Annotated in this window: 21 protein-coding genes; 10 read left to right on the forward strand and 11 right to left on the reverse strand. The window is 53.4% G+C overall.

The genetic code is table 11. The annotated features are described in order from the left end of the window. Positions 1–242: 242 nt before the first annotated feature. The 4 genes from GF617_RS21720 to sdhC are packed head-to-tail and all read right to left on the reverse strand — an operon-like array spanning position 243 to position 3,486. A complete protein-coding gene (locus GF617_RS21720) occupies positions 243–959 on the reverse strand; it encodes a succinate dehydrogenase iron-sulfur subunit (RefSeq protein ID WP_119935049.1) in 717 nt (238 codons plus the stop codon). A 15-nt stretch (positions 960–974) separates the two neighbouring features. Further along, the gene (gene sdhA, locus GF617_RS21725; protein ID WP_203452429.1) at positions 975–2,741 is read right to left on the reverse strand and encodes a succinate dehydrogenase flavoprotein subunit; all 1,767 of its coding nucleotides are present in this window, start codon (positions 2,739–2,741) and stop codon (positions 975–977) included. Continuing rightward, positions 2,741–3,088 (reverse strand): succinate dehydrogenase membrane anchor subunit, encoded by a 348-nt coding sequence (gene sdhD / locus GF617_RS21730; protein WP_181622700.1) that lies wholly within the window; start codon positions 3,086–3,088, stop codon positions 2,741–2,743. Before sdhD ends, sdhA begins: the two co-directional genes overlap by 1 nt. Further along, a complete protein-coding gene (sdhC, locus tag GF617_RS21735; RefSeq protein ID WP_020684965.1) occupies positions 3,082–3,486 on the reverse strand; it encodes a succinate dehydrogenase cytochrome b556 subunit in 405 nt (134 codons plus the stop codon). The genes sdhD and sdhC overlap by 7 nt, the downstream gene beginning before the upstream one ends. A gap of 647 nt (positions 3,487–4,133) precedes the next feature. On the opposite strand from sdhC, the gene GF617_RS21740 reads away from it, so the two are divergent. Then, entirely contained in the window at positions 4,134–5,417 is a 1,284-nt protein-coding gene (locus GF617_RS21740; protein WP_181622699.1) for a citrate synthase, read from the forward strand. Between the two features lie 117 nt (positions 5,418–5,534). On the opposite strand, the gene nei is transcribed toward GF617_RS21740, so the two are convergent. The 7 genes from nei to GF617_RS21775 form a co-directional block, all read right to left on the reverse strand. Continuing rightward, complete coding sequence (nei, locus tag GF617_RS21745) at positions 5,535–6,326, reverse strand: endonuclease VIII (protein ID WP_203452430.1); 792 nt, start codon at positions 6,324–6,326, stop codon at positions 5,535–5,537. Positions 6,327–6,349: 23 nt separating this feature from the next. After that, positions 6,350–7,087: a 5-oxoprolinase subunit PxpA gene (gene pxpA / locus GF617_RS21750; RefSeq protein WP_203452431.1), complete on the reverse strand. Its 738-nt coding sequence runs from the start codon at positions 7,085–7,087 to the stop codon at positions 6,350–6,352. Continuing rightward, positions 7,074–8,006: a 5-oxoprolinase subunit PxpC gene (gene pxpC / locus GF617_RS21755; RefSeq protein WP_203452432.1), complete on the reverse strand. Its 933-nt coding sequence runs from the start codon at positions 8,004–8,006 to the stop codon at positions 7,074–7,076. Before pxpC ends, pxpA begins: the two co-directional genes overlap by 14 nt. Then, entirely contained in the window at positions 8,000–8,656 is a 657-nt protein-coding gene (gene pxpB / locus GF617_RS21760; protein ID WP_203452433.1) for a 5-oxoprolinase subunit PxpB, read from the reverse strand. Before pxpB ends, pxpC begins: the two co-directional genes overlap by 7 nt. Positions 8,657–8,670: 14 nt before the next feature. After that, positions 8,671–9,414: a type 2 GTP cyclohydrolase I gene (locus GF617_RS21765; RefSeq protein ID WP_181623706.1), complete on the reverse strand. Its 744-nt coding sequence runs from the start codon at positions 9,412–9,414 to the stop codon at positions 8,671–8,673. A gap of 10 nt (positions 9,415–9,424) precedes the next feature. Next, positions 9,425–10,837 (reverse strand): deoxyribodipyrimidine photo-lyase, encoded by a 1,413-nt coding sequence (gene phrB, locus GF617_RS21770; protein WP_203452434.1) that lies wholly within the window; start codon positions 10,835–10,837, stop codon positions 9,425–9,427. A 257-nt stretch (positions 10,838–11,094) separates the two neighbouring features. Beyond that, the gene (locus GF617_RS21775; protein ID WP_181622693.1) at positions 11,095–11,301 is read right to left on the reverse strand and encodes a YbfA family protein; all 207 of its coding nucleotides are present in this window, start codon (positions 11,299–11,301) and stop codon (positions 11,095–11,097) included. Between the two features lie 308 nt (positions 11,302–11,609). Between GF617_RS21775 and kdpF the strand changes: the two genes are divergently transcribed. From kdpF to potE, 9 genes are all read left to right on the forward strand, one after another. Next, positions 11,610–11,699: a K(+)-transporting ATPase subunit F gene (kdpF, locus tag GF617_RS21780; protein ID WP_014069365.1), complete on the forward strand. Its 90-nt coding sequence runs from the start codon at positions 11,610–11,612 to the stop codon at positions 11,697–11,699. Continuing rightward, a complete protein-coding gene (gene kdpA / locus GF617_RS21785; RefSeq protein ID WP_203452435.1) occupies positions 11,699–13,378 on the forward strand; it encodes a potassium-transporting ATPase subunit KdpA in 1,680 nt (559 codons plus the stop codon). Before kdpF ends, kdpA begins: the two co-directional genes overlap by 1 nt. Before the next feature lie 18 nt (positions 13,379–13,396). After that, entirely contained in the window at positions 13,397–15,445 is a 2,049-nt protein-coding gene (kdpB, locus tag GF617_RS21790) for a potassium-transporting ATPase subunit KdpB (RefSeq protein WP_203452436.1), read from the forward strand. 12 nt (positions 15,446–15,457) lie between these two features. Beyond that, positions 15,458–16,033, forward strand: a complete 576-nt coding sequence (kdpC, locus tag GF617_RS21795) for a potassium-transporting ATPase subunit KdpC (RefSeq protein ID WP_203452437.1) — start codon at positions 15,458–15,460, stop codon at positions 16,031–16,033. Further along, positions 16,034–18,721 (forward strand): two-component system sensor histidine kinase KdpD, encoded by a 2,688-nt coding sequence (gene kdpD / locus GF617_RS21800; protein WP_203452438.1) that lies wholly within the window; start codon positions 16,034–16,036, stop codon positions 18,719–18,721. Continuing rightward, on the forward strand, positions 18,718–19,395 hold the full coding sequence (kdpE, locus tag GF617_RS21805) for a two-component system response regulator KdpE (protein ID WP_181622688.1): 678 nt from the start codon (positions 18,718–18,720) through the stop codon (positions 19,393–19,395). Before kdpD ends, kdpE begins: the two co-directional genes overlap by 4 nt. Positions 19,396–19,671: 276 nt before the next feature. Further along, a complete protein-coding gene (gene speFL / locus GF617_RS21810) occupies positions 19,672–19,776 on the forward strand; it encodes a leader peptide SpeFL (RefSeq protein ID WP_003858645.1) in 105 nt (34 codons plus the stop codon). A 255-nt stretch (positions 19,777–20,031) separates the two neighbouring features. Then, on the forward strand, positions 20,032–22,230 hold the full coding sequence (gene speF, locus GF617_RS21815; RefSeq protein WP_203452439.1) for an ornithine decarboxylase SpeF: 2,199 nt from the start codon (positions 20,032–20,034) through the stop codon (positions 22,228–22,230). Continuing rightward, complete coding sequence (gene potE / locus GF617_RS21820) at positions 22,227–23,540, forward strand: putrescine-ornithine antiporter (RefSeq protein ID WP_203452440.1); 1,314 nt, start codon at positions 22,227–22,229, stop codon at positions 23,538–23,540. Before speF ends, potE begins: the two co-directional genes overlap by 4 nt. Positions 23,541–23,692: the final 152 nt, after the last annotated feature.

Raw genomic sequence — 23,692 nt, forward strand, 5'->3', positions numbered from 1 at the left:
AGCTCTTATTGGCTCGCGAAGGAACCTTTAAAAACTGCCATTAATCTTCTTCGTTCAGGCTGCGACATCGCTGGCTGCCTTCACTTACCCCTGTCACATAGTGAACTATGCTCCCGGGGATGCGCTCAGTTGCCGCCTTATCTCGCTCTGAACGCCTCGATTACTGGATGTGCCATTGTGGCGGTTTTTAAAGATTTCCTGCATTCAGTCCCCTCTCTGACAGAGAGGGGACTGACGCTTACTTACGCACTGCGCTGCAGCAGCATCGACTTAATGTGGCCGATGGCGCGCGTCGGGTTAAGTCCCTTAGGACACACACTGACGCAGTTCATAATGCTATGGCAGCGGAATACACTGAAAGCATCACTCAGCCCTTCCAGACGATTATCGGTTTCGGTATCGCGGCTGTCGATCAGGAAGCGATAGGCAGCCAGCAGGCCCGCCGGGCCGATAAACTTGTCAGGATTCCACCAGAACGATGGGCAGGACGTCGAGCAACATGCACAAAGAATACACTCGTACAGACCATCGAGTTTTTCACGCTGCTCTGGCGACTGCAAATGCTCGCGAGCGGGTGGATTTTGCCCATTATTCAACAGGTAAGGCTTAATCTTCTCATATTGTGCATAGAATTGCCCCATGTCCACCACCAAATCGCGCACGACAGGCAGCCCAGGCAAAGGACGAATAACAATTTTCTGTCCAGGACGTTGCAGCGCCGAAATGGGCGTGATGCAGGCCAGGCCATTTTTGCCGTTCATGTTCACACCGTCCGAGCCACAGACCCCTTCACGACAAGAGCGACGGAACGACAGTGTCGGATCTTTTTCTTTGAGCTGCATTAACGCATCCAGCAGCATCATGTCACGGCCTTCTTCCGCTTCCAGGGTGTAATCCTGCATATGCGGAGCATCATCTACATCCGGGTTATAACGATAAACTGAGAATTCGAGTTTCATTGTCCTGTCTCCGCATTAATAAGTACGAATCTTCGGCGGGAACGCCGGACGCAGTTTCGGTTCCATATTGACGCTGCGACGCGTCATGGATTCCGACTCTGGCAGATACAGGGAATGGCACAGCCAGTTTTCGTCATCACGATCCGGGAAGTCAAAGCGGCTGTGTGCGCCACGACTTTCGGTACGGAAGTTTGCAGAAACTGCTGTTGCATAGGCAGTTTCCATCAGGTTATCCAGCTCCAGGCACTCAACGCGCTGAGTGTTGAACTCGCTGGAGGTATCATCCAAACGAGCGTTTTTCAGGCGTTCACGGATCGCTTTCAGTTGCTCAAGGCCTTTTGCCATCGCATCACCTTCACGGAATACCGAGAAGTTGTGCTGCATGCATTCCTGGAGTGCTTTGCGGATTTCCACAGGATCTTCGCCGTTACGGTTGCCGTTCCAGCGGTTAAGACGTTCGAGAGAAGCATCAATTTCTGCCTCAGTTGCATCATGCAGTACGCCCTGCTCGGCAATCGACTCTTGCAGATGCAGGCCCACTGCGCGGCCAAACACCACCAGGTCGAGCAGAGAGTTACCGCCAAGACGGTTTGCACCGTGTACGGAGACACACGCGATTTCCCCCACCGCAAACAAACCAGGAATGACCACATCTTCACCCTGCTCATTCACGGTCAATGCCTGACCAGTCACTTTGGTCGGAATACCGCCCATCATATAGTGACAAGTTGGGATAACCGGAATTGGTTCTTTAACCGGGTCAACGTGCGCGAAGGTACGAGACAGCTCCAGAATACCCGGCAGGCGGGACTCCAGAACCTCTTTACCCAGATGATCAAGTTTCAGTTTAGCGTGCGGGCCCCACGGGCCATCACAACCGCGGCCTTCACGGATTTCGATCATGATGGAACGCGCCACCACGTCACGACCCGCCAGGTCTTTCGCGTTCGGGGCATAACGCTCCATGAAGCGTTCACCGTGTTTGTTCAGCAGGTAGCCACCTTCACCACGACAGCCTTCTGTCACCAGAACACCCGCGCCGGCAATTCCGGTTGGGTGGAACTGCCACATCTCCATATCCTGCACCGGAACGCCAGCACGAATAGCCATGCCAACGCCATCACCCGTGTTGATGTGGGCGTTAGTGGTGGACTGATAAATACGGCCTGCACCACCGGTTGCCAGCACAGTTGCGCGGGCTTTGAAGTAAACCACTTCACCGGTTTCGATACACAGCGCAGTACACCCGACAACAGCACCATCGGCGTTTTTGACCAGATCCAGCGCGTACCACTCAGAGAAGATAGTGGTGTGGTTTTTCAGGTTCTGCTGGTACAGAGTGTGCAGCAGCGCGTGGCCGGTACGGTCAGCCGCTGCCGCAGTACGTGCCGCCTGCTCGCCGCCAAAGTTTTTTGACTGCCCGCCAAACGGACGCTGATAAATAGTGCCGTCATCAAGACGGGAGAACGGCAGCCCCATGTGGTCAAGCTCAAGAATCGCTTCCGGGCCTGTTTTACACATATATTCAATGGCGTCCTGGTCACCGATATAGTCGGAACCTTTTACCGTGTCATACATATGCCATTCCCAGTTATCGTCATGGGTATTACCGAGCGCAACAGTGATACCACCCTGTGCTGATACGGTATGGGAACGGGTTGGGAATACTTTAGAGAGCAGCGCACAGGTTTGGCCGCTCTGGGAAATTTGCAGCGCTGCGCGCATACCTGCGCCACCAGCACCAATAACAACAGCATCAAATTCTCTGACTGGCAGTTTCATCACACACCCCACACCACAACGAATCCATAAATAACGTAAACCACCAGGGCAACCACAATAACCAGTTGCAGTGGCAAACGAATTGCCAGTGGCTTAACGTAATCGGTCAACACCTGCCACATGCCAATCCAGGCATGAATAAGGATGGAGAACAGCGCCAGCAGGGTGAACACTTTGGTGAAGGCCGATCCGAAGAAACCACTCCAGATTTCCCACGTCAGGTCGCCGCTGGTCGCGAAGAAGCCGATCATGTAGATGATGTAAAGTGTGAGGACGATGGCGGTAGCGCGGACCAGAATGAAGTCATGTACGCCGTTGCGTCCTAATGCGGAGGCGTTGCTTACCATACGAGAACTCCTGCGAGAAGTGAAAGCACGACAGTGATCACAAATGAAATATTCGCTGAGCGTTTCCCTGCTTCGAAAGTCTCTTCCAGGTAACCAAAGTCCATCAGCATATGGCGAACACCTACCACAACGTGGTACGCCAGCGCAGTCAGAATGCCCCACATGATGAATTTCACGAAGAAGCTATTCATGATGGCAGAGGCCTGGAGGAATCCTTCAGGAGAAGAGAGGCTAGTCCCCAGCAACCACAGCAGAATGCCCACCGCCACAAATGTAATCACACCGGATACACGGTGGAGAATGGACGCTATTGCTGTTACAGGGAACCGGATCGTTTTGAGATCCAGATTGACAGGTCTTTGTTTTTTCACATTTCTTATCATGAATAACGCCCACATGCTGTTCTTATTATTCCATCCTCCGGGCTGCGATGCGGGTCAGACAGCGTTCCTTTTCTATAACTGCGCGTCATGCAAAACATTGCTTCCAAATGCTAAAACGACACGTTACAACGCTGGTTGGCTCGGGATTGCAGGGTGTTCCGGAGACCTGGCGGCAGTATAGGATGTTCACAAAATCATTACAATTAACCTACATACAGTTTGTCGGGTTTTATGCGGAACAGTGATCAGAGTCACGATAACAACATCTTTTTAAATTTTAATCATCTGATTTGACAAATGTTAAACAATATTGTTACAAACGTCAGCGGAAAAGGCATATAATGCGCAAAAGTTATGAGGTCTCTCTTTCACCTGACAATTAGTTATGTAACAGTGTGATGGTATTGACCGAAGTTATCAGGACAGTTATTAGTGATATACAGGTTTGAATAATTCGGACTGCGAAGACACTGATTTGCTGTTGTTTCTCTGATTTTTCATCCGTTTACCTGCAAGGCGCCATAGCTCTGTACCCTGGTTTCTCCTCGTGAGCTGAGCGGTAAGCCAAATAACAAACTGGTAACGGTGATTAACAGCTGAATGCAAATCCAAACACTGGTGTTTTAGCAGTCTTAAGCAATAAGGCGCTAAGGAGACCGTAAATGGCTGATACAAAGGCAAAGATCACCTTAAATGGTGACACTGCTGTTGAACTGGATGTGCTAAAAGGCACGCTCGGTCAAGATGTTATTGATATCCGTACGCTGGGTTCAAAAGGTGTATTTACCTTTGACCCAGGTTTCACCTCCACCGCATCTTGCGAATCCAAAATCACCTTCATTGACGGTGACGAAGGCATCCTGCTGCACCGCGGTTTCCCCATCGATCAGTTAGCCACTGAATCCAACTATCTGGAAGTGTGCTACATCCTGCTGAACGGTGAAAAACCGACGCAGGAACAATACGATGAGTTCAGAACGACCGTCACGCGCCACACTATGATTCATGAGCAGATTACCCGTCTGTTCCATGCATTCCGTCGTGACTCACATCCGATGGCCGTGATGTGTGGAATTACCGGTGCGCTGGCAGCGTTTTATCACGATTCTCTGGACGTGAATAACCAACGTCATCGTGATATCGCAGCATTCCGTCTGCTCTCCAAAATGCCAACCATGGCAGCGATGTGTTACAAGTACTCTATCGGCCAACCATTTGTTTACCCGCGTAACGACCTTTCCTACGCTGGAAACTTCCTGCGTATGATGTTCTCCACGCCGTGTGAAGAGTACGTCGTCAACCCTGTTTTGGAACGTGCAATGGACCGTATTCTGATCCTGCACGCCGACCATGAGCAAAACGCCTCGACCTCCACCGTCCGTACTGCAGGCTCCTCAGGCGCAAACCCGTTCGCCTGTATCGCCGCGGGTATCGCCTCCCTGTGGGGGCCAGCACACGGTGGCGCGAACGAAGCGGCACTGAAGATGCTGGAAGAGATCAGCTCCGTTGAGCACATTCCGGAATTCGTGCGTCGCGCGAAAGACAAGAATGACTCCTTCCGTCTGATGGGCTTTGGTCACCGTGTTTACAAAAACTATGACCCACGCGCCACTGTAATGCGTGAAACCTGCCACGAAGTACTGAAAGAGCTGGGCACAAAAGATGATCTGCTGGAAGTGGCGATGGAGCTGGAACATATCGCGCTGAACGACCCGTACTTCATCGAGAAGAAACTCTACCCGAACGTCGATTTCTACTCTGGCATTATTCTGAAAGCGATGGGCATTCCGTCATCCATGTTCACCGTCATCTTCGCGATGGCCCGAACTGTAGGCTGGATTGCGCACTGGAACGAAATGCACACCGACGGCATGAAAATCGCGCGTCCTCGTCAGCTGTATACCGGCTACGAACAGCGTGATTTCAAGTCTGATATCAAGCGCTAAAAGATGTTGGGTGTGGCCTGATGCCTCGCCCGCTCCTCTCCCGTGAGAGAGGGTGAAAACATTACAAACGGTAACCCTCGGGTTACCGTTTTGCTTTTACCTCGCCACCCGACTTTTTTATGTCTGACAATGTGGACACCAGTAAAATGGTCTTGATGAGAGCATTGTCTTTTCAATCATCCCGCCGCATCGCTCACACGCGTCGCCATCGCGATGAAACACCTTGAACCGGAACAATGCACCATGATGTTTATTGTCATCCACCACGCCTCGCGTGTTGTAGGACAAGCGCGGGATCGCCAGCAGTGCGCGAGACAGGGCATCAAGCTGGCCATCGCTAAGCTCAGAGGCTTTATGCTGCGCCGCCAGCCCCACTTCCCAGAGGATCTCCACGCGCAGATAGTTTCCCAGTCCGGCCAAAAATGCCTGATCGAGCAACAGACCCGAAAACTGTCTATTACGAAATTTTCGGGATAATAATCTGGCCTTAACATCACTCGCCGTCAGGCGTAAATCCAGTACATCCGGGCCCACTCGCTGAAGAAATGGGTGAGTAAGCAGTTGCTCCGGCGTTAACATCTCAATATCCGATGCACTGTAGAGCAGAATAGCTTTATCAGCCGTTTGCAACCTGACCCGCAATACCCGTGTAGTTTGTAAATGCTCACCTGCATTAACAACTCGCCAGACACCATAAAGCTGGTTATGGCTATATAACGTGAGGTTATGGGAAAAATGCGTGAGCAGCGCCTTGCCCCGCGTTTCAATATGAGTCACCGTCTGCCCGACTAATTCCGGTTCAAACGGTTTCAACTGAGGAAAAGCAAACCAGACATCCATCAGTGGCTTACCTTTTATCGCCGCCTCCAGGCTATCCGCAGCACGGCGGATCTCCGGACCTTCTGGCATCTCATTATCCTTTTTCGTTACTTTCAGGCGCTGATGAGAATGTGGTGTGCGGTGAATGCATCCCGCAATCGACGTGCAAACAGCAGCGCATGCTCACCATCACCGTGCAAACACACCGTTTCAGCCTGTACCTTTGCCTGGCCACCGTCAACGGTATTGACCCGGCCATCACGCACCATGTCCAGCGTCTGCGCCAGTGCCTGCTGTTCATCCGTAATCAATGCCCCCGGTTGCGTGCGGGGGACCAGACTACCGTCACGCAGATACCCTCTGTCGGCAAACACTTCTTGTCGGGTGGCTAATCCCAGACGCTGCCCCGCCCGGATAAGCTCACTTCCAGCCAGCCCAACCAGAATAAGGTGCGGATTGCAGTCCCGTACCGCACGGGCGATGGCGTCGGCCAGTTCAGGCTCCTTCGCCGCCTGGTTATAGAGCATGCCGTGAGGTTTCACATGACGCATCACGCCCTGCTGCGAATGGACAATCGCCGCCAGTGCGCCAATCTGATACAGCGTCTGGGCATAAACGGTCTCCGGAGGTAAATTCATTGCGGTTCGCCCAACGTTTTCCCTGTCCGGGAACCCCGGGTGCGCACCAATCGCCACCCCATTCCTGAGGGCCTCACGCACGCTCACCAGCATGGTTTGCGCATCGCCTGCATGAAAACCGCAGGCAATATTGACCGATGAGACCAGCGTCATCAGTTCAGCATCGACGTTTCCGCCCTCGCCGAGATCGGCATTTAAGTCAATCTTTACCATCGAGTCGCCATGCCAGTTGTTCTAGGTAGCGCTGCTGGTCCTGCCGCGCTTTTAGCGCCTCTTCCAGCGAACACTGCACAAAGTGAATCGGTTGTCCCAAGGGAATTTGCGCCAGATGGTAACGATCCGCTTCAATAATGCAGGCAATACGCGGATAGCCACCGGTCGTCTGGGCATCATTCATCAGTACGATAGGTTGCCCGTTGTGTGGAACCTGCACCACGCCCGGCAACAAGCCGTGCGATACCAGTTCTCTGTCGGTTGTTCGCACCAGAGGTTGTCCCTGCAACCGATATCCCATGCGGTTACTTTGCGGGCTGATGTGCCACGGAGAACGCCAGAAACTCTCCTGGGAAACCTCGTCGAATTCCTGATACTCAGGCCCCGGTAAAGCACGGATACGGTTTCCCCAGAGCAGTTGCTTCACACCCTGAGTGGTCGAAAAATGGCGTGAAGAGGGATGAACGGCAAGACAGTCGCCGTCACGCAACAACCGTCCCTCGTGCCCGCCAATCCCTGCTTTCGTGTCGGTGCTGGACGATCCCATAACGTCAGGGACATCAATTCCTCCGGCGACAGCCAGGTAGCTACGAACGCCATGTCGTGGCCGTTTAAGGCTTAACTGTTGACCGGCTTTCGCGCGCAAACGCCAGCCCGTCCAGACCGCTTTTCCATCCAGCGTGGCTTCACAGCCTGCTCCGGTCAGAGCAAACCAGGTCTCCTGGCTGAACTCGATAATACATTGTCCGAGTGTGATCTCCAGAGCGGCTGAATTTGCAGGATTCCCCACCAGCACATTCGCAATCTCAACCGCAGGTCGATCAAGTGCACCGCAGTAACTCACCCCGGCCTGGCGCAAGCCAAACCGCCCGGCATCCTGGACGGAGGTATATAAACCTGCACGGATAAGCTTCAACATACCCCCTCCTTTTGCGGGATAAAGCGCAAAGTATCGCCCGGTTGAAGCAGAATGGGCGAGTCGCGTCCGGGTTCAAACAGCGGGACGGAGGTGTGTCCGATAAGCTGCCAGCCCCCCGGAGAGGCAAGTGGATAGATGCCGGTTTGCCCCCCCCCAATAGCGACAGTGCCCGCCGGGACGCTCACGCGAGGTTCAGCCCGACGTGGCGTATGCAGCTCTGGCGACAGGCCCCCAAGATAGGGAAAACCTGGCTGGAACCCCACAAACCAGACAACGTAATCCACCGAAGCATGACGCTCCACAACCTGCTTTTCCGTTAAACTACAGTGTTGCGCCACAACGGATAAATCAGGCCCCCCCCTACCGCCATAGACAACCGGAATATCAATTGCCCGGGAATCTGGCTCCAGGGCTTCACTCTCCTCCCACCAGCGTTGTAAACGCTCGATAGCATCCAGCGCCAGCGAATGTGGATTGCGAAGCACCACCGTGATGTTATTCATGCCCGGAATGGCTTCCACCACTTCCGGGATATCTGCCAGTCGCTGGGTCAGCCGCCAGATACGCTTTTGCGTCGCCAACGTAACCGGAGGTTCAAGTTCAAGAACCACCGCTGTTTCACCGAGTAGATAACAACGCGCTCGCTGCACTTAAGCACCTCTCATCAGGCAGGGTTGGGAATATCAACAAAGGTGACATCCAGATCGGTATTCTCTGTCAGCCACTCGCTCAAGGCGCGAATACCGCCGCGCTCTGTCGCGTGGTGACCTGCGGCATAAAAATGAAGCCCCTGTTCACGGGCAGAGTGAATGGTTTGCTCAGACACTTCACCTGTAATAAACGCATCAACGCCAAAACGGGCCGCACTATCAATAAAGCCTTGTCCACCGCCGGTACACCAGGCGATACGTTTTACGGTATCCGGCCCGGTATCACCGCTCCACAGAGGGCGACGCCCCAGACGCGCTTCGATCCAGGACGCCAGCTCCAGTCCCGGTACAGGCATGGACAACTCACCCCACGGCACAAGCGGTTCAATTTCACCCATCACCGTTATGCCCAGCAACGCCGCCAGTTGCACGTTATTGCCCAACTCCGGGTGCGCATCCAGTGGCAAATGCCAGCCATACAGGTTGATGTCATTTGCCAGCAGTGTTTTCAGACGGTTGCGCTTCATGCCACGGATAATCGGCGACTCATTTTTCCAGAAATAACCGTGGTGAACGATAACCGCATCCGCCTGCTGGCGAACGGCTTCATCCAGCAACGCCTGGCTTGCCGTCACACCAGTCACAATTTTCTGCACCGTTTCACGCCCTTCGACCTGCAAACCATTCGGCCCGTAATCGCTGAAGGAGGCGCTGTTGAGTTTTTCGTTAATCAGGCTTTCCAGTTCACTGTTTTTCATCATCAGTCTCTTAAGCTTTGCGGGCGACTTCATACGCCGCCAGCGTGGCGACTCGCGCCTGTTTATGGTCAACGATGGGACGAGGATAATCGAGCGTTATGCCTTGTTTATCCGCCCACACCCAGGGTTCATGAATCGCCTTTGCGGGAACATCAGACAACGCTGGCAGCCAGCGACGAATAAATTCACCATCGGCGTCAAACCGCTGTCCCTGAGTCGTTGGGTTAAAAATGCGAAAATAAGGCGCGGCATCGGTTCCGGTTGAGGCCGCCCATTGCCAGCCGCCGTTATTCGCGGCGAAGTCACCATCGATCAACTGAGACATAAAATAGCGCTCACCCGCACGCCAGTCGATAAGCAGATCTTTCACCAGAAAACTGGCCGTAATCATTCGCAGGCGGTTGTGCATCCATCCGGTTTCATTGAGCTGACGCATGGCTGCATCGACAATGGGATATCCCGTCAATCCGTTTTGCCAGGCCTGTAATTTCTCGTCATTCGGCTGCCATTTTACGTTTTCAGTCCAGCGAATGAAGGGACGATGTTTACATAGATCAGGATGATAGGTCATCAGATGACGGTAGAACTCCCGCCAGATAAGCTCATTCAACCACACCGATCCAGGCCCGCCGTCCAGTGCCTGGGGTTGTTCCGCCAGAAGTCGATGCAAACACTGGCGCGGAGAGAGTGCGCCCAGCGCTAAACAGGCTGACAGGCGGCTGGTTCCTTCAACTGAGGGCAGGTCCCTGCGCGTACCGTATTCCGCCGCGCCCTGTTTGCAAAAATGGCGCAATTGCGCAATGGCTGCCTTCTCATTCGCAGGAAACAGCGCGTCGTCAAACGCCTTTTGAGGATAGTTAAACGCCAGATCAGGTAAATCCGTTAACACCTCTCCCCGGACGGCAGGCGCGGTTACACATTCCGGCAACGCCTCTTTCAGGCGCTTGATAAAGGCATTCTTGAACGGCGTAAAGACTTTATACATCTCATGGTTGCCAGTCATCACGCTACCTGGCGGCAGTATAACGCTGTCATCAAATCCCTGACACACAACATCTTTTACGAGGCTTTCAAGCTGGCGATCCCGCTGCTGCTCATTAAATTCGTACTGGTAATTGTAGAAAAGATGGGTGACATCGTGCTGCTGACAAATTTCCCGCACCGTCTGGAGCTGTGCAGAAAAGTCCACCACCTCTTTACAAATCAGTGGGATGCCTTTTTCCGCGAGCGAATGTTGCAAACCATTCAGATGCGACGCTAAACAGGCAGCTTGCCGCGGCGCCATGCTGTGTTGTTGCCACTGTCCAGGTGTGGCGATAAACAGGGCCAGCACGCTGGCATGTTGAGAGCGGCAGGCAGCCGCCAGCGCGATGTTGTCATGTACGCGCATATCCGCGCGAAACCAAACCAGATGGGTGGGCATAAAACTCCAGGCAAATATCCATTATGTCCGTAAGGCCATGCGACCAAAGAGAAAAGGAGGCACGCATTGAACTACTTTGCCATGAAGTGTAGACGCGATGAAATAAAAAAGGCCGCCGGGAGCGGCCTTAACGGTGAGAAGTCGATGGATACAACCCCGGGAGGATGCATGAAAGCCTGCCCAACGGTTCACTGTTCCCGGAAACAAAAAACCGCCACATTGCTGTAGGCGGTTTCTTATTGCTGTGCGTCGTCGTCTCAGTAGAAATCGCAGGTCGCTTTTTCAGCCTGATCCATCCATACCGGTTTCTCGCTGGTTTTCGCCCAGACGCGGTGCAGATAGCTATAAAAACGTGCACGATCTTTCCAGAAAAGCATCACCGGCAGGGCCAGCACACCAGCCACCACGGCGAAAGTACGACGCATAAAAATGATATGAGCCGGATACTCTTTATAAAGATCCATATTTTCTCCCCTATAGTTGGCCGGAAACGTCATCCGGAAAATTCAAATTCTGTGACCTGGCTAAAATAATATCGCTTTGTTTGTAATTTTACTACTCATCCGACCACTTATTTTCATCCATTTAGTGAATATTTACATTCACCCTGTAATTAAGTTACACAAAAGTTAACAGAATACTTATCAATAGTTAAATTGTGGCTTTTGCCATTTTTATACTTTTTTTACACCCCTCCTCCTGATTTTTGCGAAATCTTTGCGCCATAAATCCTACCGTTAGCACAAATACAAACGTCACCTGGAGGTGGATTGTGAGTGCAGGTCTGATTGCCGGCATCGTGCTGGTTTTCCTGTTATTGGGTTATCTGGTCTACGCCCTGATCAATGCGGAGGCATTCTGATGGCAGCTCAGGCGTTTTTACTGATTGCCAGTTTTTTGCTGGTCCTTTTTGCGCTCGCCAGACCACTCGGAACCGTGCTGGCGCGGATGATCAACAACGTGGCATTACCGGTCGCAGGAACGATAGAAAAAGGGGTATGGCGCATACTGGGGGTCAACGAGCAGGAGATGAACTGGCGACAGTATCTGCTCGCCATCCTGCTGTTAAACATCGTGGGTTTGTTCGCGCTGTTTACCATGTTGATGTTACAAGGCATTCTGCCTCTGAATCCGCAACAGTTACCGGGTTTATCCTGGCATCTGGCGCTGAACACAGCGGTCAGTTTTGTCAGTAACACCAACTGGCAATCGTATGCCGGTGAAACCACGCTGAGCTATTTCAGCCAGATGGCAGGCCTTACCGTGCAGAACTTCCTTTCTGCGGCCACCGGGATTGCAGTAATTTTTGCGCTGACACGCGCCTTTGCCCGCCAGAATATCAGCACACTCGGTAACGCCTGGGTCGACCTGACACGCATTACCTTGTGGGTTCTGCTCCCTCTTTCACTCATCATTGCGGTGTTCTTTATCCAGCAAGGCACACTACAAAACGTCCTCCCTTACATGCCATACACCTCGCTCGAAGGGGCAAAACAGCTCCTGCCAATGGGTCCGGTGGCGTCACAGGAAGCGATCAAGATGCTGGGGACAAACGGTGGCGGGTTCTTCAACGCCAACTCTTCCCACCCCTTTGAAAACCCCACGGCGCTGACCAACGTTGTGCAGATGCTGGCGATCTTCCTGATCCCTGCCGCATTGTGCTTCGCCTTTGGTGATGTTGTTAACGATCGTCGCCAGGGACGCACTCTTCTCTGGGCAATGACCCTCATTTTCATTGTGTGTGCCGCACTGGTGATGTGGGCGGAATGGCACGGTAATCCGCATTTCATGCAGTTGGGTGCAGACAGCAACATCAACATGGAAGGGAAAGAGAGCCGTTTCGGCATTCTGACCAGCAGCCTTTATGCCGTGGTCACCACGGCGGCGTCTTGTGGCGCAGTTAACGCGATGCACGATTCCTTTACCGCGCTGGGCGGAATGATCCCGTTGTGGCTGATGCAAATTGGCGAAGTGGTGTTTGGCGGTGTGGGTTCAGGGCTATACGGCATGCTGCTGTTTGTTCTGCTGGCGGTCTTTATCGCCGGGCTGATGATTGGCCGTACGCCGGAGTATCTGGGCAAGAAAATTGACGTCCGCGAAATGAAATTAACCGCACTGGCGATTCTGGTTACGCCTGCGTTGGTTCTGCTGGGCACTGCACTGGCGCTGATGACCGATGCCGGACGCAGCGGCATCTTCAATCCGGGGATCCACGGTTTCAGCGAAGTGCTGTACGCCGTCTCTTCTGCGGCGAACAACAACGGCAGTGCTTTTGCCGGCTTAAGTGCGAACTCACCGTTCTGGAACTGCCTGCTGGCATTTTGCATGTTCGTGGGGCGTTTTGGGGTCATTGTGCCGGTCATGGCTATCGCAGGCTCGCTGGTGAATAAAAAAATACAACCCGCCACAACCGGAACCTTACCCACCCACGGCGCACTGTTTATTGGCCTGTTGATTGGCACAGTACTGCTGGTCGGTGCGTTGACCTTTATCCCCGCCCTCGCATTAGGCCCGGTCGCGGAATATCTCTCTTTACGCTGATTTTGCGGAGACATTGTCATGAGTCGTAAACAACTGGCCCTGTTCGAACCGTCGTTAGTTCGTCAGGCGCTAATGGATGCGGTGAAAAAATTAAGCCCGCGTGTGCAGTGGCACAACCCGGTGATGTTTATCGTCTGGATAGGTAGCCTGCTCACCACGGCGCTGGCGATTGCGATGGGAACAGGCCATCTTGCAGGCAATACGCTGTTTACCGGAGCAATCAGCCTGTGGCTATGGTTCACCGTTCTGTTCGCAAACTTCGCCGAAGCGCTGGCCGAAGGCCGCAGCAAGGCACAGGCTAATAGCCTGAAAGGCGTTAAAAAGACCGCGTTTGCGCGCAAATTACGTGAGCCCAAATATGGCGCTCAAGTGGACCACGTTCCGTCAGATGAACTGCGTAAAGGTGATGTTGTATTGGTCGAGGCCGGTGACATTATTCCTTGCGACGGTGAAGTCATTGAAGGGGGTGCATCGGTAGACGAAAGCGCCATCACCGGGGAGTCCGCGCCGGTGATCCGCGAGTCTGGTGGTGATTTTGCCTCCGTGACAGGCGGGACGCGTATTCTCTCTGACTGGCTGGTGATCCAGTGCAGTGTGAACCCTGGCGAAACGTTCCTCGACCGCATGATCGCCATGGTCGAAGGGGCTCAGCGTCGTAAAACGCCGAACGAAATTGCGCTGACGATTTTGCTGGTCGCCCTGACCATCGTCTTCCTGCTGGCAACCGCCACTCTGTGGCCTTTCTCGGCGTATGGCGGTACAGCGGTAAGCATCACTGTTCTGGTCGCCCTGCTGGTTTGCCTGATCCCAACCACTATCGGGGGTCTGCTCTCAGCGATTGGCGTTGCCGGAATGAGCCGCATGTTGGGTGCAAACGTAATCGCCACCAGCGGACGAGCCGTCGAAGCGGCTGGTGACGTGGACGTACTGCTGCTGGATAAAACCGGGACCATCACACTCGGTAACCGCCAGGCATCGGATTTCTTACCCGCGCCAGGCATCGATGAAAAAACGCTGGCTGACGCCGCGCAGCTCTCGTCTCTGGCGGATGAAACACCAGAAGGCCGTAGCATTGTGATTCTGGCAAAACAGCGCTTCAACCTGCGCCAGCGTGACGTACAGAGTCTTCATGCCACCTTTGTTCCGTTCACGGCACAAACTCGCATGAGCGGCATTAATATTCAGGATCGGATGATCCGCAAAGGCTCCGTTGATGCCATCCGCCGTCATATTGAAGCCAATGAGGGTCACTTCCCGCCAGAAGTAGACAAACTGGTCGAGAATGTCGCTCGCCAGGGCGCAACTCCACTGGTCGTGGCAGAAGGGGCTAAAGTACTGGGGGTTATTGCCCTGAAAGACATCGTCAAAGGCGGGATCAAAGAGCGTTTTGCCCAGCTACGCAAAATGGGGATCAAAACGGTGATGATCACCGGAGACAACCGCCTGACGGCAGCTGCGATTGCCGCTGAAGCCGGTGTGGATGATTTCCTGTCAGAAGCCACGCCGGAGGCCAAACTGGCGCTTATTCGTCAGTATCAGGCTGAGGGCCGTCTGGTGGCGATGACTGGCGACGGTACAAACGACGCCCCGGCTTTGGCACAAGCAGACGTTGCGGTGGCCATGAACTCCGGTACGCAGGCGGCAAAAGAGGCGGGGAACATGGTCGATCTCGACTCCAACCCAACCAAGCTGATCGAAGTGGTCCATATCGGTAAACAGATGCTGATGACGCGTGGTTCACTCACCACCTTCAGCATTGCCAACGACGTGGCGAAATATTTCGCCATTATTCCGGCAGCCTTTGCCGCGACCTATCCGCAGCTGAATGCGTTGAACGTTATGCACCTGCACTCCCCTGCCTCTGCCATTCTCAGTGCAGTGATTTTTAACGCCCTGATCATTGTGTTTCTGATCCCGCTGGCACTGAAAGGGGTGAGTTACAAACCGCTGACCGCTGCCGCCATGTTGCGTCGCAATCTGTGGATTTATGGGCTGGGCGGGCTATTGGTTCCCTTTATCGGGATCAAGGTTATCGACCTGCTGCTCACACTGTTTGGGCTGGTTTAAAAGGTGAATCAAATGACTATGTTACGCCCCGCTATACTTCTGTTTATTCTGCTGTCCCTGATCACCGGCGGGCTTTATCCACTGGTGACCACTGCTCTTGGGCAATGGTGGTTTACGGACCAGGCCAACGGTTCGCTTATTATTCAGGAGGGAGAAAACCGGGGCTCGCGCCTGATTGGTCAGAACTTTACGGATGCCCGTTACTTCCAGGGACGTCCTTCCGCCACTGCGGAAAGCCCGTATAATCCGATGGCGTCCGGTGGCAGTAACCTGGCAGGCAGCAACCCGGATCTGGATAAAGCGGTAACGGAACGCATCACCGCCTTGCACGCTGCAAACCCTCAGGCCAGCCGTGACGTGCCCGTTGAACTGGTCACAACTTCCGCCAGCGGGCTGGATTATAGCCTGACGCCGGAGTCCGTTGCCTGGCAAATTCCGCGTGTGGCCGCAGCACGCCAGTTAAGCACCGAACAGGTCAGTAAACTGGTGGCTGAACACACGCAAAAACCACTGGTCAGCTTCCTTGGCATGCCGGTCGTGAACATTGTTGAGCTTAATCTGGCGCTGGATGCGCTAAGGAAAAACTAAATGACTGACGAGCCCATGCGCCCGGACCCGGACAGGTTGCTCGAACAAACTGCCGAGGCCCACCGCGGCAAACTGAAAATTTTCTTCGGCGCCTGTGCAGGCGTCGGGAAAACCTTCGCCATGCTGACGGAAGCACAGCGCTTACGGGCGCAGGGGCTCGATATTCTTATCGGCGTCGTGGAAACTCACGGTCGCAAAGAGACGGCAGCATTGTTGACCGGGCTGGCAACCCAGCCTCCCCGGCGTATCAGCCACCGTGGAAGGCTCGTGACCGAATTCGATCTCGATGCCGCCCTCGCCCGCCGCCCTGCCCTTATCCTGATGGACGAACTGGCGCACAGTAACGCGCCGGGTTCACGCCATCCAAAGCGCTGGCAGGATGTTGAAGAGCTTCTTGAAGCCGGAATCGACGTCTTTACCACCGTCAACGTTCAACATCTGGAAAGCCTGAACGATGTGGTCAGCGGCGTGACCGGCATCCAGGTACGGGAAACGGTTCCCGATCCATTTTTCGATTCCGCCGATGAAGTGGTGCTGGTCGACCTGCCGCCGGACGATCTGCGCCAGCGTCTGCACGAAGGGAAAGTCTATATTTCTGGTCAGGCGGAGCGCGCCATCGAGCATTTCTTCCGCAAAGGCAATTTGATTGCCCTGCGAGAACTGGCGCTGCGCCGGACCGCTGATCGGGTTGACGACCAGATGCGCGCCTGGCGCGATCTGCAAGGGCAAGAGCGAGTCTGGCATACGCGGGATGCCATCCTGCTGTGCATTGGTCACGGCAGTGGCAATGAGAAGCTGATCCGCACCGCCGCGCGACTCGCGGCAAAATTTGGTAGCGTCTGGCACGCGGTCTATGTCGAAACACCCCAGCTGCACGCCCTGCCTGAAAATCAGCGTCGTGCGATCCTCGGCTCACTGCGGCTGGCACAGGAGCTGGGCGCAGAAACGGCCACCCTTTCCGATCCGGCAGAAGATAAAGCCATCCTGCGCTACGCGCGTGAACACAATCTGGGCAAGATTGTCATTGGCAGACGCCACCACCGCCGCTGGTTTAGCCGGGAATCTTTTGCCGATAAGCTGGCCCGGCGTGCGCCTGACCTGGATCTGGTGATCGTTGCACTGGACGACAAACCTACGCCCCTGCTCAGTCGCCAGCCAGATGCCCGCACGTTTAGCGAGAAATGGCGAATTCAGCTCCGTGGCTGCCTGGTCGCCGTCATACTTTGCGCGCTGATCACCGTGATCGCCAGCCAGTGGCTGATTGCTTTCGATGCTGCCAACCTGGTGATGATCTACCTGCTGGGCGTTGTGGTCGTGGCGCTGTTTTACGGGCGCTGGCCTTCTGTCCTGGCCACTGTCATTAACGTGGTCAGCTTCGATCTCTTTTTTATCGCCCCACGCGGTACGCTTGCCGTTTCCGACGTGCAGTACATTCTCACTTTCGGCGTGATGCTCACCGTCGGATTGGTGATTGGGAACCTGACGGCAGGGGTCCGTTACCAGGCGCGTATTGCCCGCTACCGTGAGCAGCGTACGCGGCATTTATACGAAATGTCCAAATCGCTGGCTGTTGGTCGTACCCCGCTGGATATTGTCCAGACCAGCGAACAATTTATCCGCTCCACGTTCCACGCCAGCAACCTGATTTTACTGCCTGATGAACACGGGAAACTGCGCCCGCTAACGTCCGCCTGCGGCATGACGCCCTGGGATGAAGCCATCGCGCGCTGGAGTTTCGACAAGAGTTTACCTGCCGGCGCCGGGACGGACACGCTCCCGGGCGTGCCTTATCAAATTCTGCCTCTGCGCAGTGCGGATAAAAATCAGGGACTGGTGATTGTTGAGCCGGCCAACCTTCGTCAACTGATGATCCCTGAGCAGCAACGCCTGCTGGAGACATTCACTTTGCTGGTGGCAAATGCCCTTGAACGACTTGCGCTCACCGCCAGCGAAGAGCAGGCTCGGCTGGCCAGCGAGCGGGAGAGTATTCGTAACTCCCTGTTGGCCGCACTGTCTCACGATTTGCGTACCCCGCTTACGGTGCTGTTTGGTCAGTCTGAGATCCTGACGCTGGATCTTGCCGCCGAAGGTTCACGCCACGCTCTTCAGGCCAGCGAAATCCGCCAGCATGTACTGAACACCACCAGGCTTGTGAATAATCTTCTGGATATGGCGCGCATTCAGTCAGGAGGTTTTAACCTGAAAAAAGAGTGGCTTACTCTTGAAGAAGTGGTGGGCAGTGCCTTAAAGATGCTGGAGCCGGGTCTGGGTGGCCGTCACATTGATTTGAGCATGCCGGAACCCCTCACCCTGATTCATGTCGATGGACCACTGTTTGAACGCGTCCTGATCAATCTGCTGGAAAATGCCGCCAAATATGCAGGCGCAAAAGCGCAAATTGGGATTAACGCCACGGTGGAAGAACAGGCTCTGCACCTGGATGTCTGGGATACGGGGCCAGGTATACCCGGAGGACAGGAACAGGCCATCTTCGAAAAGTTCGCCCGGGGTAATAAAGAGTCGGCTATACCCGGTGTTGGGCTTGGTCTGGCGATTTGTCAGGCCATTATCGACGTGCATGGCGGGACGATCTCCGCCGAGAACCGCCCGGAAGGGGGAGCACGTTTTTGTGTTACACTTCCACTGGATACCCCGCCAGAACTTGATGAATTACCAGAGGATTTGTGATTAGCGTACTGATTGTTGAAGATGAACTCGCCATTAGTCGCTTTCTGCGCGCTGCGCTGGAAAGCGATGGTTTGCGTGTTCATGATGCCGCTACGCTGCAACGTGGTCTGATCGAAGCGGCTACGCGCAAGCCGGACCTGGTGATCCTCGATCTGGGACTACCCGATGGCGATGGCATCGATTTTATTCGTGAAGTGCGCCAGTGGAGCCAGATGCCCATCCTGGTTTTGTCTGCACGTACTGAAGAGACAGACAAAATCGCCGCGCTGGATGCAGGTGCTGACGACTACCTGATTAAACCTTTTGGCATCGGAGAGTTACAGGCGCGTCTGCGCGTGGCACTTCGTCGTCACAGTACAGCCACCCCCTCTGATCCGGTGTATACCTTCTCCAACATCCAGGTTGACCTTGCCGCACGGCGTATTCTTCGCGGCGAAGAGGAGATCCATCTCACCCCGATTGAGTTTCGCCTTCTGGCTATCCTGCTTAACAACCACGGTAAAGTCCTCACGCAACGCCAGCTCTTAAACCAGGTCTGGGGACCCAATGCTGTTGAACATAGTCACTATTTACGCATTTATATGGGACACCTTCGCCAGAAACTTGAAGTCGATCCCGCACGCCCTCGCCATTTATTAACTGAAACCGGTATCGGTTATCGGTTTATGATCTGAATAACTATTCAATTTAATTCAAATAATAAACAAAAAACTCCCTTTTATATTTTTATAAATAAATAAAAGTGTATTTTTGTTTATTTAAATCATAATTAAACAACATTAAAACCATTCATTAACATAACACTCACAAAACAGCATGTTGATCTGAGATATTCATCAAAAACGAATATTTATTTCTGATTTGATCGATTAATGTTGATCACCTTCACAGTTTACAGCCTTTTCCTGGATAAAATGACCATGCTTTCAATTACTGAAAGGAAAATAAGCATGGAAAACAATAATCGTTTAATGCCCCATATAAGGCGGACAACTCATATCATGATGTTTGCCCACCGTAACTGCTTCGACTTTCATCTCTTCAATGCCCGGTAGTCCTTCGACTTCTGGTGCGCTTGCTTACAGGTTGCTTTAAAAAAGCTTACTTTACAGGTAACTACCTGTGAACCTGTGCATCTATTCCTCTTGATCCAGACACATCCGTAGCCGGACGGACTGGATTTAATTCTGCAAAAAGCAATTAACTGATTATTTATCAGCGGCCAGACTTTGCTTTTTTTTCCGGAAAATATCGATTTCTTTATTGCAAGAAATCGAGGGACCCATATTGTCTAAAATAAAGAGATAAAGATGAAAACCTTAAAAATTGCAGCCAGCCGTGCATGCCCCGATTGCTTTACCACTCGCCGTGAGATGGTAGACGTAAGTTCCTCTGATTATATTGATGTCGCCGCCGTTGTTCTGGCCGTCAGTGATATTTTCAGCGGTGCGATAGAAGAAATAGAAGCAACGGGATTCGGTATTCCTGTATTTATTGCGACACATAAAGAAGAGATTGTTCCGGCAGAATATCTGTCGCGTATTCATGGCGTTTTTGAATGTTCTGACACCAGCAATGATTTCTACGGACGTCAACTGGAGGCCGCTGCGCAGAAGTACGAAACCCAGTTGCGTCCGCCGTTCTTCCGCGCACTGGTCGATTACGTTAAGCAAGGCAATAGCGCATTCGACTGCCCAGGGCATCAGGGGGGGCAGTTCTTCCGCCGCCACCCTGCCGGTAATCAGTTTGTCGATTTCTTTGGCGAGACATTGTTCCGCTCAGATCTGTGTAACGCCGATGTAGCAATGGGCGACCTGCTGATTCACGAAGGCGCACCATGTATTGCCCAGCAACACGCAGCAAAAGTCTTCAACGCAGATAAAACCTACTTCGTTCTGAATGGTACGTCCTCCTCAAACAAAGTGGTGCTTAATGCCCTGCTGACCCCCGGTGATTTGGTCCTGTTCGATCGTAACAACCACAAATCCAACCACCACGGCGCACTGTTACAAGCCGGCGCGACACCGGTCTACCTGGAAACTGCGCGTAACCCGTACGGCTTTATCGGCGGTATTGACGCACACTGCTTCGAGGAGAGTTATCTGCGCGAGCAGGTATCAGAAGTGGCTCCAGGCCGCGCTCGTGACGAACGTCCGTTCCGTCTGGCAGTGATCCAACTGGGCACATATGACGGTACAATTTATAACGCCCGCCAGGTCGTGGATAAAATCGGCCATCTGTGTGATTACATCCTGTTTGACTCTGCATGGGTGGGTTACGAGCAGTTTATTCCGATGATGGCTGACTGTTCGCCACTGCTGCTGGAACTGAACGAGAATGACCCCGGTATTCTGGTCACTCAATCCGTACATAAACAGCAGGCAGGGTTCTCACAAACCTCGCAGATCCACAAAAAAGACCGCCACATTAAAGGCCAGCAGCGTTATGTCCCGCATAAACGTCTTAACAACGCCTTTATGATGCATGCCTCCACCAGCCCGTTTTATCCGCTGTTTGCCGCGCTTGATATTAACGCCCGTATGCATGAGGGACAAAGCGGCCGCAACATGTGGATGGACTGCGTAGTGAACGGCATCGAAGCGCGTAAACTGATTCTGCAAAACTGTCAGTTTATTCGCCCGTTTGTTCCTGAAACTGTGGATGAGCGCCCGTGGGAAAGCTGGGATACCGCAGATATTGCTTCTGACCTGCGCTTTTTCCACTTTGTGCCAGGTGAACGCTGGCACGCCTTCGACGGTTACGCTGAGCATCAGTATTTTATCGACCCGTGCAAATTGCTGCTGACCACACCAGGCATCAATGCCCGTACGGGTGAGTACGAGGATTTCGGCGTTCCCGCCACCATTCTCGCTAACTTCCTGCGAGAAAATGGCATTGTTCCGGAAAAATGCGATCTCAACTCGATCCTGTTCCTGCTAACCCCGGCAGAAGACATGGGCAAACTGCAGCAACTTGTCGCCCAGTTAGTACGCTTTGAAAAACTGCTCCAGACCGATGCTCCACTCAAAGAGGTACTGCCGTCTATTTGTAAACAGCATCCGGAACGCTATGCAGACTACACCCTGCGTCAGATATGCCAGGAAATGCACAACCTCTATGCCCGCCATAACGTGAAACAGCTGCAAAAAGAGATGTTCCGTAAATCACATTTCCCGCGCGTGATGATGAACCCACAGGAGGCGAACTATGCCTATCTGCGTGGTGAGGTAGAACTGGTTTCTCTGCGTGATGCGGAAGGTCGCATCGCAGCCGAAGGCGCTCTCCCTTACCCACCGGGCGTGCTGTGCGTTGTCCCAGGTGAAATCTGGGGGGGGTCCGTACTGCGTTATTTCACTGCACTTGAAGAGGGGATCAATCTTCTGCCCGGCTTCGCACCTGAGTTGCAGGGCGTGTATGTCGAAGAGTGCGACGGACGGAAACAGGTTCGCTGTTACGTCATCAAACAACCTGCCGCTCAGCTATCGCTGCTGAAAGGAGAAAAAATATGAGTAAGTCCAACAAAATGGGCGTCGTGCAGCTCACGATCCTCACCATGGTAAACATGATGGGATCAGGCATAATCATGCTGCCGACCAAGCTCGCGGAAGTGGGTACGATCTCTATTATCTCCTGGTTAGTGACTGCCGTAGGTTCGATGGCGCTCGCATGGGCCTTTGCCAAATGTGGCATGTTCAGCCGGAAGTCTGGTGGGATGGGCGGTTATGCGGAGTACGCATTCGGTAAGTCAGGCAACTTTATGGCCAACTATACCTATGGCGTCTCCCTCCTGATTGCCAACGTAGCCATTGCCATTTCAGCCGTCGGCTACGGTACGGAGCTGTTTGGTGCGACGCTAAGCCCGGTGCAGATTGGGCTGGCGACCATCGGCGTGCTGTGGATCTGCACCGTTGCAAACTTCGGTGGTGCGCGGATAACCGGACAGCTCAGCAGCATCACCGTCTGGGGGGTAATCATCCCGGTTGTGGGGCTGTGTATCATCGGCTGGTTCTGGTTTAGCCCAACGCTGTACGCAAACTCCTGGAACCCACATCATGTGCCGTTCTTTACTGCTGTCGGCTCTTCCATCGCCATGACGCTGTGGGCCTTCCTCGGTCTGGAATCTGCCTGTGCGAATGCTGAAGTGGTAGAAAATCCGGAAAAAAACGTCCCGATTGCGGTACTGGGCGGGACCCTGGGCGCAGCGGTGATCTATATCGTTTCGACCAACGTGATTGCCGGGATTGTACCAAACGCGGATTTAGCCAACTCTACCGCACCGTTTGGCGTGGCCTTCGCACAGATGTTTACTCCGGAAGTTGGGAAAGTGATCATGGGTCTGATGGTAATGTCATGCTGCGGTTCACTTCTCGGCTGGCAATTCACCATCGCCCAGGTGTTTAAATCATCGGCTGACGAAGGTTACTTCCCGAAAATTTTCTCCCGCGTCACCAAATCCGACGCTCCGGTGCAGGGCATGCTGGCGATTGTCATTTTCCAGAGTGGTCTGTCCTTGATGACCATAAGCCCGTCACTCAATAGCCAGTTCAACGTACTGGTGAATCTGGCGGTAGTGACCAACATCATTCCGTATATTCTGTCGATGGCGGCACTGGTGATCATTCAGAAAGTGGCGAAAGTCGAACTAGGCAAAGCAAGAGCCGCAAACGCCGTGGCGCTGATTGGGGCCATCTACAGCTTCTATGCGCTTTACTCTTCCGGCCAGGAAGCGATGCTCTATGGAGCCATGGTGACCTTTATGGGCTGGACGCTCTACGGTCTGGTATCACCGAGGTTTGAGCTGAAAAATAAACACGGTTAAATCGGGACACAAAAAAGCCCGGTGGCGCTAACGCTTACCGGGCCCAGGAGGTCTTAACGCAAAACGGCAACCCACGGGTTAATGCTGGTCACTTAAGGTGACCAGCAACCTTTTTATCCGGATATTTTCTGGTCTTTACCCTGAGTTCCCGC

It is taken from the genome of Lelliottia sp. RWM.1 (assembly GCF_016859735.1).
GTDB lineage: Bacteria > Pseudomonadota > Gammaproteobacteria > Enterobacterales > Enterobacteriaceae > Enterobacter.